Origin of the sequence: Nonomuraea sp. KM88 (assembly GCF_052245635.1) — a bacterium.
Classification (GTDB): domain Bacteria; phylum Actinomycetota; class Actinomycetes; order Streptosporangiales; family Streptosporangiaceae; genus Nonomuraea.
The window spans coordinates 116,649-129,765 of the sequence record NZ_JBQQCC010000010.1 but is presented as its reverse complement, the minus strand read 5'-3'; the positions used below and the strand labels follow the sequence as shown (position 1 = coordinate 129,765).

The 13,117-nt window shown below is 72.9% G+C and carries 18 protein-coding genes; 7 read left to right on the top strand and 11 right to left on the bottom strand.

From position 1 onward, the window contains the following. Positions 1-24: 24 nt before the first annotated feature. Positions 25-684 (top strand): endonuclease V, encoded by a 660-nt coding sequence (locus ACTWPV_RS27860; protein WP_443154055.1) that lies wholly within the window; start codon positions 25-27, stop codon positions 682-684. Positions 685-702: 18 nt separating this feature from the next. Here the strand turns inward: ACTWPV_RS27860 and ACTWPV_RS27855 are convergent, their stop codons facing one another. Continuing rightward, positions 703-1,074: a hypothetical protein gene (locus ACTWPV_RS27855; protein WP_347643893.1), complete on the bottom strand. Its 372-nt coding sequence runs from the start codon at positions 1,072-1,074 to the stop codon at positions 703-705. A gap of 104 nt (positions 1,075-1,178) precedes the next feature. Beyond that, positions 1,179-1,847 (bottom strand): NADPH-dependent F420 reductase, encoded by a 669-nt coding sequence (locus ACTWPV_RS27850; protein ID WP_443154054.1) that lies wholly within the window; start codon positions 1,845-1,847, stop codon positions 1,179-1,181. Between the two features lie 82 nt (positions 1,848-1,929). Here ACTWPV_RS27850 and ACTWPV_RS27845 point away from each other — a divergent pair, with 82 nt between their 5' ends. The 5 genes from ACTWPV_RS27845 (at position 1,930) to ACTWPV_RS27825 (ending at position 3,624) form a co-directional block, all read left to right on the top strand. Then, positions 1,930-2,292, top strand: a complete 363-nt coding sequence (locus ACTWPV_RS27845; protein ID WP_443154053.1) for a winged helix-turn-helix transcriptional regulator — start codon at positions 1,930-1,932, stop codon at positions 2,290-2,292. Between the two features lie 69 nt (positions 2,293-2,361). Then, entirely contained in the window at positions 2,362-2,487 is a 126-nt protein-coding gene (locus tag ACTWPV_RS27840; RefSeq protein ID WP_443154052.1) for a hypothetical protein, read from the top strand. 12 nt (positions 2,488-2,499) lie between these two features. Next, on the top strand, positions 2,500-2,643 hold the full coding sequence (locus ACTWPV_RS27835) for a hypothetical protein (protein ID WP_347643896.1): 144 nt from the start codon (positions 2,500-2,502) through the stop codon (positions 2,641-2,643). Positions 2,644-2,663: 20 nt separating this feature from the next. Then, complete coding sequence (locus tag ACTWPV_RS27830; protein ID WP_443154051.1) at positions 2,664-3,275, top strand: TIGR00645 family protein; 612 nt, start codon at positions 2,664-2,666, stop codon at positions 3,273-3,275. Positions 3,276-3,303: 28 nt separating this feature from the next. Further along, entirely contained in the window at positions 3,304-3,624 is a 321-nt protein-coding gene (locus ACTWPV_RS27825; RefSeq protein ID WP_443154050.1) for a hypothetical protein, read from the top strand. Positions 3,625-3,657: 33 nt separating this feature from the next. Here ACTWPV_RS27825 and ACTWPV_RS27820 read toward each other — a convergent pair whose 3' ends face one another. Next, positions 3,658-4,473, bottom strand: a complete 816-nt coding sequence (locus ACTWPV_RS27820) for a Cof-type HAD-IIB family hydrolase (RefSeq protein WP_443154049.1) — start codon at positions 4,471-4,473, stop codon at positions 3,658-3,660. Positions 4,474-4,595: 122 nt separating this feature from the next. Further along, positions 4,596-5,072, bottom strand: a complete 477-nt coding sequence (locus tag ACTWPV_RS27815; RefSeq protein ID WP_443154048.1) for a DUF2283 domain-containing protein — start codon at positions 5,070-5,072, stop codon at positions 4,596-4,598. A gap of 199 nt (positions 5,073-5,271) precedes the next feature. Between ACTWPV_RS27815 and pyrF the strand changes: the two genes are divergently transcribed. Next, a complete protein-coding gene (gene pyrF, locus ACTWPV_RS27810) occupies positions 5,272-6,096 on the top strand; it encodes an orotidine-5'-phosphate decarboxylase (RefSeq protein WP_443154047.1) in 825 nt (274 codons plus the stop codon). Positions 6,097-6,122: 26 nt separating this feature from the next. Here the strand turns inward: pyrF and ACTWPV_RS27805 are convergent, their stop codons facing one another. The 7 genes from ACTWPV_RS27805 to ACTWPV_RS27775 are packed head-to-tail and all read right to left on the bottom strand — an operon-like array spanning position 6,123 to position 13,112. Further along, positions 6,123-6,335 (bottom strand): hypothetical protein, encoded by a 213-nt coding sequence (locus ACTWPV_RS27805; RefSeq protein WP_443154046.1) that lies wholly within the window; start codon positions 6,333-6,335, stop codon positions 6,123-6,125. A gap of 25 nt (positions 6,336-6,360) precedes the next feature. Further along, entirely contained in the window at positions 6,361-7,245 is an 885-nt protein-coding gene (gene rbsK / locus ACTWPV_RS27800) for a ribokinase (RefSeq protein WP_443154045.1), read from the bottom strand. After that, entirely contained in the window at positions 7,242-8,576 is a 1,335-nt protein-coding gene (locus ACTWPV_RS27795) for an ADP-ribosylglycohydrolase family protein (protein ID WP_443154044.1), read from the bottom strand. The genes rbsK and ACTWPV_RS27795 overlap by 4 nt, the downstream gene beginning before the upstream one ends. Continuing rightward, a complete protein-coding gene (locus ACTWPV_RS27790; protein ID WP_443154043.1) occupies positions 8,573-9,712 on the bottom strand; it encodes an ADP-ribosylglycohydrolase family protein in 1,140 nt (379 codons plus the stop codon). Before ACTWPV_RS27790 ends, ACTWPV_RS27795 begins: the two co-directional genes overlap by 4 nt. After that, positions 9,709-10,800: an ADP-ribosylglycohydrolase family protein gene (locus ACTWPV_RS27785; RefSeq protein WP_443154042.1), complete on the bottom strand. Its 1,092-nt coding sequence runs from the start codon at positions 10,798-10,800 to the stop codon at positions 9,709-9,711. The genes ACTWPV_RS27790 and ACTWPV_RS27785 overlap by 4 nt, the downstream gene beginning before the upstream one ends. Before the next feature lie 6 nt (positions 10,801-10,806). Beyond that, complete coding sequence (locus tag ACTWPV_RS27780) at positions 10,807-11,814, bottom strand: ADP-ribosylglycohydrolase family protein (RefSeq protein ID WP_443154041.1); 1,008 nt, start codon at positions 11,812-11,814, stop codon at positions 10,807-10,809. Then, positions 11,811-13,112 carry an ABC transporter substrate-binding protein gene (locus tag ACTWPV_RS27775; RefSeq protein WP_443154040.1) on the bottom strand — a complete coding sequence of 434 codons (1,302 nt, stop codon included), beginning with the start codon at positions 13,110-13,112 and terminating at the stop codon, positions 11,811-11,813. The genes ACTWPV_RS27780 and ACTWPV_RS27775 overlap by 4 nt, the downstream gene beginning before the upstream one ends. Between the last annotated feature and the right edge of the window lie 5 nt (positions 13,113-13,117).

Sequence of the window (13,117 nt, the reverse complement as noted above, 5' to 3'; positions counted from 1 at the left end):
CCGCGACCGCGTACCTTGATCGGGGTGCGGGTACGACGACTTCATCCATGGCCCTCCAGCGTCGCGGAGGCGGAGTCCATCCAGGACCGGCTGCGCGGGCACGTCGAGCTGACAGGACCCACCGGGTTCGCGCTGGTGGCGGGCCTGGACGTGCACTACCACGGCGACGACGCGGTGACGGCGGCCGTGGTCGTGCTCGACGGGAGCACGCTCACGCCGGTGGAGCAGGTGGTCGCCGAGGCGCGGGCGGCGTTCCCGTACGTGCCGGGACTGTTCGCCTTCCGCGAGCTGCCCGCGTTGATCGACGCCCTCGAACAGCTCACCGTGACCCCTGACCTGCTGGTCTGCGACGGGTACGGGCTGGCCCATCCGCGCGGGTTCGGGCTGGCCTGCCACCTGGGGGTGCTCACCGGCCTGCCGGCGCTGGGGGTGGGCAAGACGCCGTTCATCGGCACGCACGAGCCTCCCGGGCCGGAGCGCGGGGCGTGGACGCCGATCGTGTACGAGGGCGCCACGGTCGGGCGGGCGCTGCGCACGCGACGAGGGGTCAAACCGGTGTACGTCTCCCAGGGCCATCGCATCTCCCTGGACACGGCCACCGACGAGGTCCTCCGGCTCGCCGCCCGCTTCCGCCTCCCCGAGCCCGTCCGCCACGCCGACCACCTGGCCCGCCACCCCTCCTGACCCGCGCCCGCCGCAGGCTCAGCGGCGCCAGGACCAGACCACGAGCCACACGCTGAGCCCGAAGAGCCCCACCCCGAGCGGCACGTGCGCCGTCACCGCCCCGGAGCCGCCCAGCATCGACTGGACGAACCCGAGCAGCAGGATCGCCAGGCTGACCAGCGCGGGCCAGCCGGCCGCGCGGCCCGGACGCCACATCAGCACGGCCACGATGAGCTGCACCAGCCCCAGCACGTGCACGGCTAACGACCCCTGACCGTGCAGGGCGGCGCCGGCGCCGCTCATCAGCTGCCCGGCCGTCACGGCCTGAGCGAGCACGGATGCCGTGTTGAGGATGGCGACGACCTTGAACGCGGTCATGTACCCGCTGCCCTTGGCGACCTCGGTTACCACTGGACTTCTCCTTAGGCCTCGTAGGAAGGCCTCCAGGATTCTCCCTGGCGGTGCGCGCGGCATCCGCCGACCGTCGTCATCCCCGCTACGCCTCTCGTCGTACGTCAGCCCTGTCCGTGTGCGCCCGACGAGTCCAGCGGCGGCAGGATGGCCTGGGCGTCGGCGCCCCCGAACCACAGTCCGATCACGAACGCGGCGGTCGCCTCCAGTTGCATCGCCCGGTCGAGCCCTCCTCCGTTCAGCGGCTCGCAGCCGAGGTCGGCGACCAGCGCGCGGGCGGAGTCCATGGCGGCCGGGTCGTCGCCGCACAGCGGCACGGCCAGTGGCCTCGCGCCGAACACCGGCGGCGTCATCCGCCACACGTCCACGTGGCACAGGTTGAATGCTTTCACGACGTGGCCTCCAGTGAGGTCGCTGATCAGGCGTGCGATCGGTCGCGTGGGGTCATAGCGGTCAGGGGCGGCAGCGTTGGTCACGTCGATGACGGGTTTGCCGCGCATCGACGCACCGGCGGCCTGAAGCACGTCCACGAGGCCCGCTTCCCTGACGGCGACCATCACGACCTCGCCGAACCGGGCCGCCTCCGCCCACGTCCCGGCCCGGACATCCGCCTCCCCGGCCGGTGCCCGGCCGGCCCGGGCGCGCATCCTGCCGGCCTGTGCCGTGCTCCTGCCCGGGTCCCGCCCGCTGATCATGACCGTGTGACCCGCCCTGGCCCACTGCGTGCCGAGGGCGTCCGCCATGCCGCCGGCGCCCAGAATCCCGATACGCATGTCCGTCCTCCTCAAGGGATTTGCTTGGATGACGACGATAGAAATTCCGTCGCACACCATCCGGTGCCTAACGGAGGCTTCGTTGTTCCTCGCCGACTGCCAGGCCAGACTCGCCTTCGACCTGATCGCCAACACCTGGAACGCGGTGGTCGTCTGGGCGCTCCGCCACGGCCCGCGCCGTCCGGGGCGGCTGCGGGAGGAGATCGGCGGCATCAGCCCGAAGGTCCTCACGGAGACGCTGCGCCGCCTGGAGTTCAACGGCCTGGTGGCGCGGCGCGCGTACGCCGAGGCGCCGCCCCGCGTGGAGTACGAGCTGACCGAGCTGGGCCGCAGCCTCCTGGGCCCGATCGAGGCGTTCGGCGTGTGGGCGTCCGACCACGCCGACGAGGTGATGGCCGCCCAGGACCGCCGATCCGCCGATCACTTCCCGCAGGAAAATCTTTAACTTAGAGTAATCATTCCATTACTCTGGGTAGTGTCATCGGTCGTTCGGCACCCCTACCCAGGAGGTTCGATGTTGTCCATCTCCCGGCGGATCACGCCCGCCATGCTCGCCGCGGGCGGCCTGGCCCTGTCCGCCGCCGTCCCGGTCCATGACCCGTCGTCCGGCAGCGCCGTGCGCGCGGGCGAAGAGCAGTGACAAGGAGTTCCGTTGAAGTTCGGTGTCCTGACCGCCGTCGCCGCCGCCGCGCTGGTGGCCGGCGCGTCCCCGATCCCGCTGGAACTGCTCGGCAACGGCTCCCCGCTCATTGACGTGGAGACCGTGGTCCAGCACGTCAACGTCCTGACGTCCTAGTGCGACTCGCTCAGGTGCCCGTGACCGCGTCGCGTACGAGGTCGCAGAAGATGCCGGAACGGGTCGGCTACGTCATGTTCCTGAGCCGGTGGATCCAGGCCCCGCTCTACGTGGGGTTGATCGCGGCCCAGGTCGTCTACGTGTGGCGGTTCATGGCGGAGCTGATCCATCTGATCCACCTCGGGTTCGGCGGCACGCCGCCCGAGACCACGGTCATGCTGATCGTCCTCGGTCTCGTGGACGTCGTCATGATCTCCAACCTGCTGATCATGGTCATCATCGGCGGCTACGAGACGTTCGTCTCGCGGTTGCGCATCGAGGGCCATCCTGACCAGCCCCAGTGGCTCTCGCACGTCAACGCCAACGTGCTCAAGGTCAAGCTGGCCATGGCCATCATCGGCATCTCGTCCATCCACCTCCTCCAGATCTTCATCAACGCGGCCAGACCGGCCATCACCGACAGGGAGTTGCTATGGAAAACCCTGATCCACCTGACCTTCGTGGTCTCGGCGCTGGCACTGGCGCTGATCGACCGGATGATGGGGGGCGGGCACCCTCAGCACGACACCGGCGACGGCGTCAGCCCCGCCGGCATGAAGGCCGCCTGGGCAGGCCGGCACACCTCGCCGTGACGCGGTGGTGCCGGGGGTGGGGGTTCTGATGGGAACGAGGCGCTTCGTCGCCGCGGGGCTCGGGGCCGCGGTGGCGAGCGTGCTGTTCCCGTACGCCGCGCACGCCGTGGTCACGCCCCCGCCCACCGCGGCGGGCGCCCAGCCCGCGACGGCCGCCGAGCCCGCCGAGCCCGCCGAGCCGGCCGCGGCCTCGGGCCGGCCGCTCATCGGTGACGTGATCGTCTTCAATGACGAGATCGTCGAACCCGTGTCGGCTCCGGTGAGCACGTGCGGCGGGCTGATGCCCGTGCTCAGCACCTCACCCGGCTCCTGCGACGGTGCCTCGCGCGTGTCCGACGACGACGCCTGAGGCCGTACGTGCCCGCCCGCGTGGGCGGGCACGTCACCCGCGGGACCGTCCGTAGAGATCCTCCAGCACCGCGGCCACGCCGTCCTCGTCGTTGGAGAGCGTGCGCCGCTCGATCGCCGCCAGCACCAGATGGTGCGCGTTCGCCATGGCGTAGCCGGCGCCCGCGTACGCGAGCACCGCCAGATCGTTGGGCATGTCGCCGAACGCCACCACCTCACCGGCCTCGACGCCTCGCTCCCCGCAGAGCCGGTCGAGCCCGCCCGCCTTCGTCACGCCCGGCGCGCTGATCTCCAGCAGCCCCTCGTCGCTGGAGTACGTCACCTCGGCCTGGCCCTCGACGGCCGCCACCACGGCGGTGAACATCTCGTCGGCGGTGTGCGCGGCGGACATGGCGAGCAGCTTGACGATGGGCTCGTTCCCGTCGAAGACCGACGCCACCTCGCGGTAGTGCGCGAGGTCGTGGCTGACCCGCCGCGTGTAGGCCACTTCGGTCAGCACGTTCCTGCCGGTCTCGACGGCGAGGCCGACGCCGGGGATGGCCTCGGCCAGGGTGGCGGCGACCTTTCTGGCCGCCTCGGGCTGGAGCGGACGGCTGTCGATGATCTCGTCGGCGGCCACGTCGTAGGTGACGGCTCCGTTGCTGCAGATCGCGATGCCGGTGACGCCGGTCTGCTCGGCGATCTCGCGGACGCCGCGCGGCGCCCTGGCGGTGACGAAGACGATCTCGGCTCCGGCCGCCCGTGCGGACCGCAGGGCCTTCTTGGTGCGCGGGGTGATGGTGCCGGTGGAGGTGAGGAGGGTTCCGTCGAGGTCGGTGGCCACGATGCGCGGCGAGATCACGGTGCTCACCCGGGCGATTATCCCCGGCCGTGCCCGCCCGCAGGGTAGGCGGGTGTGCTCCCTCCCCCGCCCTGGTGACCGGCGGTGGTTGCCGGCCCGCCGGCGAGCGCTCGTGGAGGACGCCTCTCCGATCAGAGCCGCAGCTCGGGCGGGAGCGCCGCCGCCGCGTTCATGATCTCCAGGCCGAGGATCTGCCCGGATTCGCCGTAGTCGACGATGACGTCGTCAGCCTCGACCTGACGTACCGCCTCACCTGGTGACATTTCGTGCTTCATGGAGACGTAGGCGATGTCGTGTTCCTGGTCCACGCTCACGTACACCGTCCGCGCCCGCCGGCCCTGCGGCGCGTCGTCCCAGCTCAGCAGGCCCCCCTTGGCCTCGTGGGACCCGGCGAGCGCCGCCCGCACCGTGACCATCGCCAGCCCGATCGCCTCCAGCGAGTCGAACGCGGTGACCTTCCGCTCGTGCTCCCACCCGGCGAGCCCGTCGATGCGGTACGGGCACGACCACTCGCCCGCCGGCTCCTCGTACGGCAGGCCGAGCGTGACGACGACGTCACGGGGCGGATCGGTACGCAGCACCAGCACACGATGGGCGATCTCGTACATGTCTGCTGATCTACCCCTCAGGCCAAGCGAGGAAGACTCGGATCGCACACCCTGTTCAGCATCGGGAGTCCTGTCCCGTATCGTCGCCGGAGAACCGTTCCGCCGGGGCCGGCGCCGAGGGTCGTGGCGGTGGTCGTGAGAGAGGCCGGGCGAGCACCATGTCGGGGGCAGCCAGGGGTCTCCGGCGAAGGAGGAGCCGATGAATGACACGTTCGGGGCGCGCCTGCGAGCCAGGCTCGACGCGTGCGGACCGCTCTGCGTGGGCCTCGACCCGAGCCCGGCGCTGCTGCACGCCTGGGGGCTCGACGACTCCCCCGCCGGTCTGGAGCGTTTCAGCCGTACGGTGGTCGACGAGGTGGGCGACGTGGCCGCGGTGGTCAAGCCGCAGTCGGCCTTCTTCGAGCGCTGGGGCAGCCGCGGCATCGCCGTGCTCGAACGCACCATGGCCGACCTGCGCGAGGCCGGCACGCTGGTGCTGCTCGACGTCAAGCGGGGCGACATCGGCAGCACGATGGCCGCCTACGCGGAGGCGTACCTCGACCGGGGCGGCCCGCTGGCCGCCGACGCGGTGACGCTCAGCCCTTACCTGGGGTTCGGGTCGCTCGAGGGCGCGATCACGTCGGCCATGCTCAACGACGCGGGCGTGTTCGTGCTGGCCCGCACCTCCAACCCCGAGGCGGCCGCGTTGCAGCGGCACGTGGCCGGCCAGGTGATCGCCGCCGCGGCGGCGGCGAACGCGGGGCACACGCCGTTCGGGCCGGTCGGGCTGGTCATGGGGGCCACGCTGCCCGCACTCGACGACGCGCTGGACGACCTCAACGGCCCCATCCTCGCGCCGGGGCTGGGCGCCCAGGGCGCCACCCCCGCCGACGTGGCCCGGGTGTTCGCGTCCGTCCGCCATGCCGTCGTGCCCTCGATCTCCAGGGCCGTGCTCGCCGACCCCAAGCAGCTGCGCTCGCGCACGCTCGACTACCGGGACGAGTGCGCCGCCCGCCTGGGGGCGAAGGTCGCCGCTCAGAAGTGAGCGTCGACGCCGTTCCCGCGTGACGGTCAGCCGGTGGGGCCGGCGTCCGGGCGGATGACGTCGTTCCCGTTCTCCTCTTCCCCGGCTTCCTCCTCCTGTTCGTCCTCCTCGTCAGGGAGGTCGGCGGAGACGGGGCGGCGGCTCCTCGGGGTGCCTGCGCCCGAGCGTTCGGCGACGACGTCGCTCTCGCCCTCGACCCCGCCGACCGCGTCCGGCTTTTCCTCTGATGTGTCGCTCATGGTCACCACCTGCCCAGGCAGAACGTCATGAGACCTCGCGTTCGATCTCCTGGCGGGCCGGCATCGACGTGCTGGCCCCCTCGCGCTGCACCGACAGCGCCGCCGCCGCCGAGGCGAACCGCAGGGCGCCGGCCATGGCACGCCCCTCCGAGCGGGCCACCGCCAGCGCGCCCACGAACGTGTCGCCGGCCGCCGTCGTGTCCACCGCCTTCACCGGCACCGCGGGCACGCGCAGCCGCTCCCCCGACCGCGACCCGAAGAGCGCGCCCTCAGAGCCCAGCGTGATCACGGCCTCCTCGACCAGCTCGAGCAGCGCGTCGAGCGCCGCGTCCGCGCCGGAGACGCCGGTGATGGCAGCCGCCTCGTGCTCGTTCGGGACGATGGTCGTGACCGCGTCGAGCAGCTCAGCCGGCAGGGGCTGCGCGGGCGCCGGCGTGAGGAACACGGGCACGCCCGCCGCCCTCGCCCCCCGCGCCGCCTTGACGACCGCGCCCATGGGCAGCTCCAGCTGGAGCAGCAGCGCTTGAGAGGCCGCGATCACGGCCAGGTCGTCGGGGGACGGTCCGGTCACCGTGCCGTTCGCCCCTGGCACGACGACGATCGAGTTGCCCCCGTCGTCGTCGACCACGATGTGCGCGATGCCGCTGGGCCCCGGCACCTGGCGCAGGCCGCTTACGTCGACGCCGGCCTCCGCCAGCGTGGCCCGCATCTCCGCGCCGAAACCGTCGTCGCCGACCGCCCCGAGGAACGCCACCCGCGCGCCCGCGCGGGCCGCGGCGATCGCCTGGTTGGCGCCCTTGCCACCAGGGATGGTACGGAAGTGGCGCCCGGTGACCGTCTCGCCGCGCTTAGGGGCTTTTGAGACGTACGCGACAAGGTCCATGTTGGCGCTGCCGAAAACCGAGATCATATGGTCATCATCTCCTGGGTACGGGCGGCCAGCTCTTCCAGACCCACCCCGTCGAACCCGGTGAGGCTGCTGGCCAGGCGGTCGCGCATGCGCCAACGACCGGGCACGCCGCCGTTCAGCGCCCCCGCGAGGGATCCGGCCGTGGCCCCCGCCGAGTCGGTGTCCCAGCCGCCGGCGACCGCTCCCGCGATCGTGGCGGTGAAGTCGCCCCGGCCATGGATCAGCGTGGCGGCGACGAGGGCGGCGTTGTTGACCGTGTGCACCCAGTGCAGGGCGCCGTGGCGTTCGTGGAGGCGGTCGACGACCCGCTCGAAGTCGTCCTCGCGGGCGGCGTCCGCGACGGCCAGGCGGACGGCCTCGTGCAGCCGCGACCCCTCGGGCACCACGGACAGGCCCGCCCGCACCACCTCCTCCGCCGACGTGGCCACCAGCGAGGCGGCGCACATCGCGGCCACGAACATCGCCCCGTAGATCCCGTTCGCGGTGTGGGTGAGCCGGGCGTCGCGCCAGGCGTACTCGGCGGCCGTGGCCGGATCGCCCGGGTTGACCCAGCCGTACACGTCCGCCCTGATCAGCGCTCCGATCCACTCGCGGAACGGGTTGCGACGGGTGGCCGTGCGGGGCGGCTCGACGCCGTCCAGCAGGTTGCGGTACGCGACCCGCTCGGCGGTGAACGTACGGCCCGCGGGCAACTCGTCCAGCCACAGCCTGGCCACGTCGTCGGTGGTGAACCCGCGGCCGTGACGTTCCAGGACGGTCAGGGCCAGCAGCGGGTAGTTGAGGTCGTCGTCCTCGGGGATGCCGTCGATGTTCTCGGCCAGGGAGTTGACGGCGCTGCGGCGGTTCCACGGCCAGCGGCGCGCGACGTCATCGGGCAGGCCCTTCGCGGTGAACCAGCCCCTGATGGGCCAGTTGCCGGTGGTCTCGGCGATCCGCCTGATGCCCTCGCGCGGGATCTTCTCGACGGGTTTGCCCAGGACGCACCCGGCCGCCCGCCCGAGCCAGGCGCCCAGCACCCGGGCGGGATCGGCCGCGCCGGGGCGGGGGGCGGGCCAGCCGGGGCAGGCGGCGATGATCGCGGCCAGGTCGGACGGCTCGTCGAGCGGCGACGGGATGGCCGCCAGCTCGTCCAGCAGCTCCTCGGCCGGCCCTCGCAGTCGCGCGGCGCCGGGGCCGGAGGCACCCGCGCGTGGCGGGGCGTCGTGCCCTCCGGCCGCGTGCCACCGGGCCGCGATCTCCCGGACCCGGTCGCCGGCGCGGCCGTCCTCGGCCGCCTGGCGGAGCTCGTGGCCGAGCAGGTCCTCCGGCTGGACCCAGGTGAGCCGGATCACCGGCGGTCCAGGGCGGCGAAGGCGGCCTCGTGGTCGCGCCGCCGCGCGAGGTCGTCGGCGTGCACCCGGCGGGCGACCCCGGCGATGGCGAGCCCGGGAGCCACCAGGTCCGTACGGCTGGCGGCGCCGACCTGCTCCACCCACTCCGCCGGCACGGAGGACAGCCCTCCGAGCGCCCCCGCGATGGCCCCGCCCATGGAGGCGATCGAGTCGGCGTCGCGCCCGTAGTTGACGCCGCCGAGCACGGTGTCGCGGTAGCCGCCCTTGGCGATCACCAGGAACCCGAGCGCGAGCGGCAGCTCCTCGATGCTGTGCGTACGGCTCGGCCGCCGCGCCCCCAGCCCCTGGTCGCGGTAGGTGTCGGCGACGGTGTCGTACGGCCGCATGGCGGCGCGCAGCGCCTCGAACGATCCGTCCCAGTGCCCGAGCCCGGCGGCGGCCTCGCAGACGGCCTCGATGGCGGCCCTGGTGCCGTCCTTGGCCAGGCGCAGGCAGGTGGCGACCACGGAGTCGGCCGTGGCGCCCGGCCGCATGGCCTCGGCGACGGCGGCGGCCATCACCCCGGCGGCCTCGCGGCCGTAGCTGGACTGGTGGGCTCCGGCCAGGTCGATGGCCTCGGCGTAGGCGCCGTCGGGGTCGGCGGCGTTGACGATGCCGACGGGGGCGACGTACATGGCGGCGCCGCAGTTCACGATATTTCCGACACCGGCCTCGCGCGGGTCCACGTGCCCGTAGTGCAGCCTGGCCACGATCCACTTCTCGGCCAGGAAGATCCGCTGCAGCGGCAGCGCCTCGGCCTCCAGCTCGGGGATCCACCGCCGCTCGCCCATCAGCTCCGGCACCATGTGCTCGGCCATCGCATACGCACCGAGGTGCCCGCCGGCCTTCTCGTAGACCCGGATCAGGGCGTGCGTCATCAACGTGTCGTCGGTGATGTGGCCGTCACCCTTGTGGTACGGCGCGATCGGCCGGGCGTTGCGCCAGTCCTCGTTGAACGGCGGCACGATGCCCTCGACCCGGCCCGCGTACCGGTCGACGATCTGTTCGGGGGTCCAGCCCTCGGTGGCGCCGCCCAGCGCGTCACCGACCGCCGCCCCCACCACGCAGCCGGTCGCCCTGTCCTCAAGCGGCGTCATGCGATTCCCTCCGTGACATCGTTGGCTAGTTCGATCAGATCCAGGCCCGCCAGGTCGGGCAGGCAGCAGCCGGCCAGCGTGCGCACCGGCGTGATCCACCCCTCCGGGACCGCGCCGAACCCGCCGCAGGCTCCCGTGAGCGCTCCGGTCAGCGCGGGCGCCGAGTCGGCGAGCGCGGCCAGGCACGCCGCCGCGGGCACCGCCCGGCCCAGTTCCCCGCCCGACACCGCGGCCAGCGCCAGGGCGACGGGCACCGTCTGCGCCGCGCCGACACCGTAGCTGTAGACGTGGTCGAGCAGCGCACCGTCCAGCGCGGGGACGGCGGCGAACGGGTCACCCGCCGCCCGCGCGGCCTTGACCGCCAGCCGGGCGTTGTGGCCGATGGCGGTGCCGTCGGGCAGTGCGGCGAGCGCGGCCTCCACGGCGTTGACCGCCGAGCCCGACGCCACGGCCTCGGCCACGGCGGCGGCCATGGCTCTGGCGCCCAGGACGCCGTCGCCGGCGTTCGTCACCTCGGCGTCCCGCGTGGGGTCCCTCCCGAGGGCCCCGAACGCGACGGCCCTGACCGCGGCGGCGTCGTCGAAGAAGTGCGGGTTGTCGTGCCCGGACGCGGGCGGCTCCACCCCCTTGGCGAGGTTGTCGAGCGCGGTCGCCACCGAGATCCGCGCCCTGACCGCCCCGCCGCCGGCCCGCGCCCCGGACGATCCGAACGCCGCGTCACCGACCGCCCGCACCCCGGACGGCCCGGACGCCGGGTCACTGGCGGCGCGCGTCCCGGGGGTTCCCGGGGCCGGGTCGATGAGGTCCCTGAATGCCTCGGCCCGCGGCCGGTCGATGGTGAGCGCCGTCCACGCCAGCCATTCGGCGTCGTCGGACGGGCCGACGCGCAGCGGCGCCACCGGCTGGTTCAGCGCGAACGGCACCGGCAGGGTGGTCACGCGATGTTCTTCCGCGAACGCGTCCAGCTCCCTGTACAGGCGCCGGCTCCAGGGCGCGTGCAGCGCCGCGCGGTGCCTGGCGGCGGGCCATCCGGCCGCGTCGCCCACGGCGAGCCCGGCGAAGGCGCCCCTGATCCTGTCCCCCGACATCGTGATCTACAGCCTTTCCGCCAGTTCGTCGGCGACGTCCAGCACGTGTCTCCCCGCCACGACGGGCAGGCATTTGCCCGTCACCGGCCCGATTCCTCCTGCCCACCGCCGGGGCACGCCGCTCTCTCCGCGACCGGCTCCCGCCACGGCCCCGGCGATGGCGCCGATCGTGTCGGCGTCCCTGCCCAGGCTCACCCCGAACGTCACCGACGCCTCCACGTCACCGCCTCCCGCGAGGAAGGCCGCGAACGCCAGCGCCACGGCTTCCGGCGCCACGTCGGTCCAGGGGTAATGCCGCACGACCACGGCCTCGTGCAACGCCTCGCCGATGGCTGCCCCGCCGGCACCCGCATCCGGGCCGGCCGCGCCGGCGCCCGCAGCCGTGGCCGAGAGCCGGCCGAGCACGTCGCGTACCCGGACGATGTTCCTGGCGGTCCAGGAGTCGGGCGGGATGACCGCCAGCGCCGCCGCCACGACCTCGTCGGGGGCGGCGCCGCCCATCGCGGCGGCCACCGCGCCGGCGACCGCGCGGCCGCCGAGGATGCCCTCGCCGGCCGCGCTGACCAGACCGTCCTGCTCCACCAGCCGGGCCGCCTCCGCCGGATCGCCCGGGCAGAAGATCCCGTACGGCGCGGCCCGCATGGCCAGCCCGTCCGACCACCCGTGGGCGTGCACGAGCCCGGTCAGCGGCGGCTCCAGGCCGCGGCGCAGCGCTTCGACGGTGCCCAGTTCGGAGAACCCGGCCCCGCGCATCGGCCCGGCGATCCGGGGCAGGATCAGCTCCCGGTACGCGGCGGCGACGTCCGCGCTGGTCAGCGCATGACCGTGGCGGACGAGGAGCGACGCGGCGAAGATCGCGTACTCGGTGTCGTCGGTGCCCCCGCCCTCGATCTCGGTGAGCCGTCCCCACCGGCGCCGGATCTCCGACGGCGTCAGGTTCTCGGCGGGAGCGCCGAGGGCGTCGCCGGCCGCCAGGCCGAGCAGGCACCCCCGGGCCCTGTCGCGAGGAGTCACCGCTGGTACCGCTCCAGCACCTGGTTGCCGTCCTCGACGAGCCTCTTGGCCACCTCGTCGATGGTGATCTTGTTGGCGAAGTACTCCTGGAGGGCCGGCGTGGCGACCTTGCTCTTCCACTCGTCGAACCCGTTCACCTTGAGGAACGGCGCCACGACGAGGTCCTTGGCGGAGGCGGTGGCCACGTCCCAGCCGTTCTCCTCGCTGGTCATCGCCGGGTCGGCGGCGGCCTTCACGGAGGTCGGCAGCAGCCAGTCGCCCTTGGCGAGCTTGGCCTGGTTGGGGCCGTTCAGGAAGAACGAGATGAACTTCATGGCCTCGTCGGAGTGCTCGCTCTCCTGCGCGATCGACAACGTCTGCGAGACCGCGCCCTGCTGGGTGGTGGTGCCCTTCGGGCCCGGCAGGGTGACCCACTCGAAGCCGTCCGGCGCCTGCTCGGCGACCTGCTGGCGCAGGTAGACCCCGGAGGGCAGCAGCGCGAACTTGCCCTTGTAGAAGGCCGGCAGCGGGTCGGCCGTGCCCTGGCCGAGCGCGGCGGGATCGGCCGACTTGTCCTTGTAGAGCTGGTCGTGGATGCGCTGCAGCACCTCGCGCTCCTCGGGCCCGACCTTGACCGTGGTCTTGCCGCCGGCGGTCTGGAAGAACGTGCCGCCGAAGTTGAGCGCCAGGTTGAGCGTCTTGTTGACCGGCGACTTCATCGGCCAGGCCACGCCGTACGTGTCGCCCTTGGTCATCTTCTTGGCGGCCGCGGAGAACTCGTCCCACGTCCACGGGGCGTCCGCCGTCGGGATGCGCACCTTGGCCGCCTCGAGCAGCTTCTTGTTGGCGATGATGACCTGCGACTCCTGCAGGAACGGCACGCCGTAGACGCCCTGCTCGCCCTTGCCGCCGTCGAAGGTGACGGTGTCCCAGGCGGCCTGGGGGATGTCGTTCTTGAGCTCGGCGGGCAGCTTGCCGCTGAGGTCGAGCAGGTAGCCGTCGGTGGCGAAGCCGGACAGCGCGGGCGAGTCGTTGTGGATGACGTCGGGGGCCGTGCCACCGGCGAACTGGGTGACGAGCTGGTCGTTGACGTTGTCCCAGCTGCCCTGGACGTAAGTGACCTGGATGTTCGGGTTGGCTTTGTTCCACTCCTCCACGAGCTGCTTGTTGGCGGCCACGGACTCCTTCTGCCACGCCAGGCTGAGGAAATTGACCTTCACCGGCTCGTTCGGGGAGGAGGACTCGCCGCCTCCTCCCCCGCCGCACGCCGTGGTGAGCGTGGCGATCGCCACCACCGCCAGAGCGGACTTGATACGCATATGAG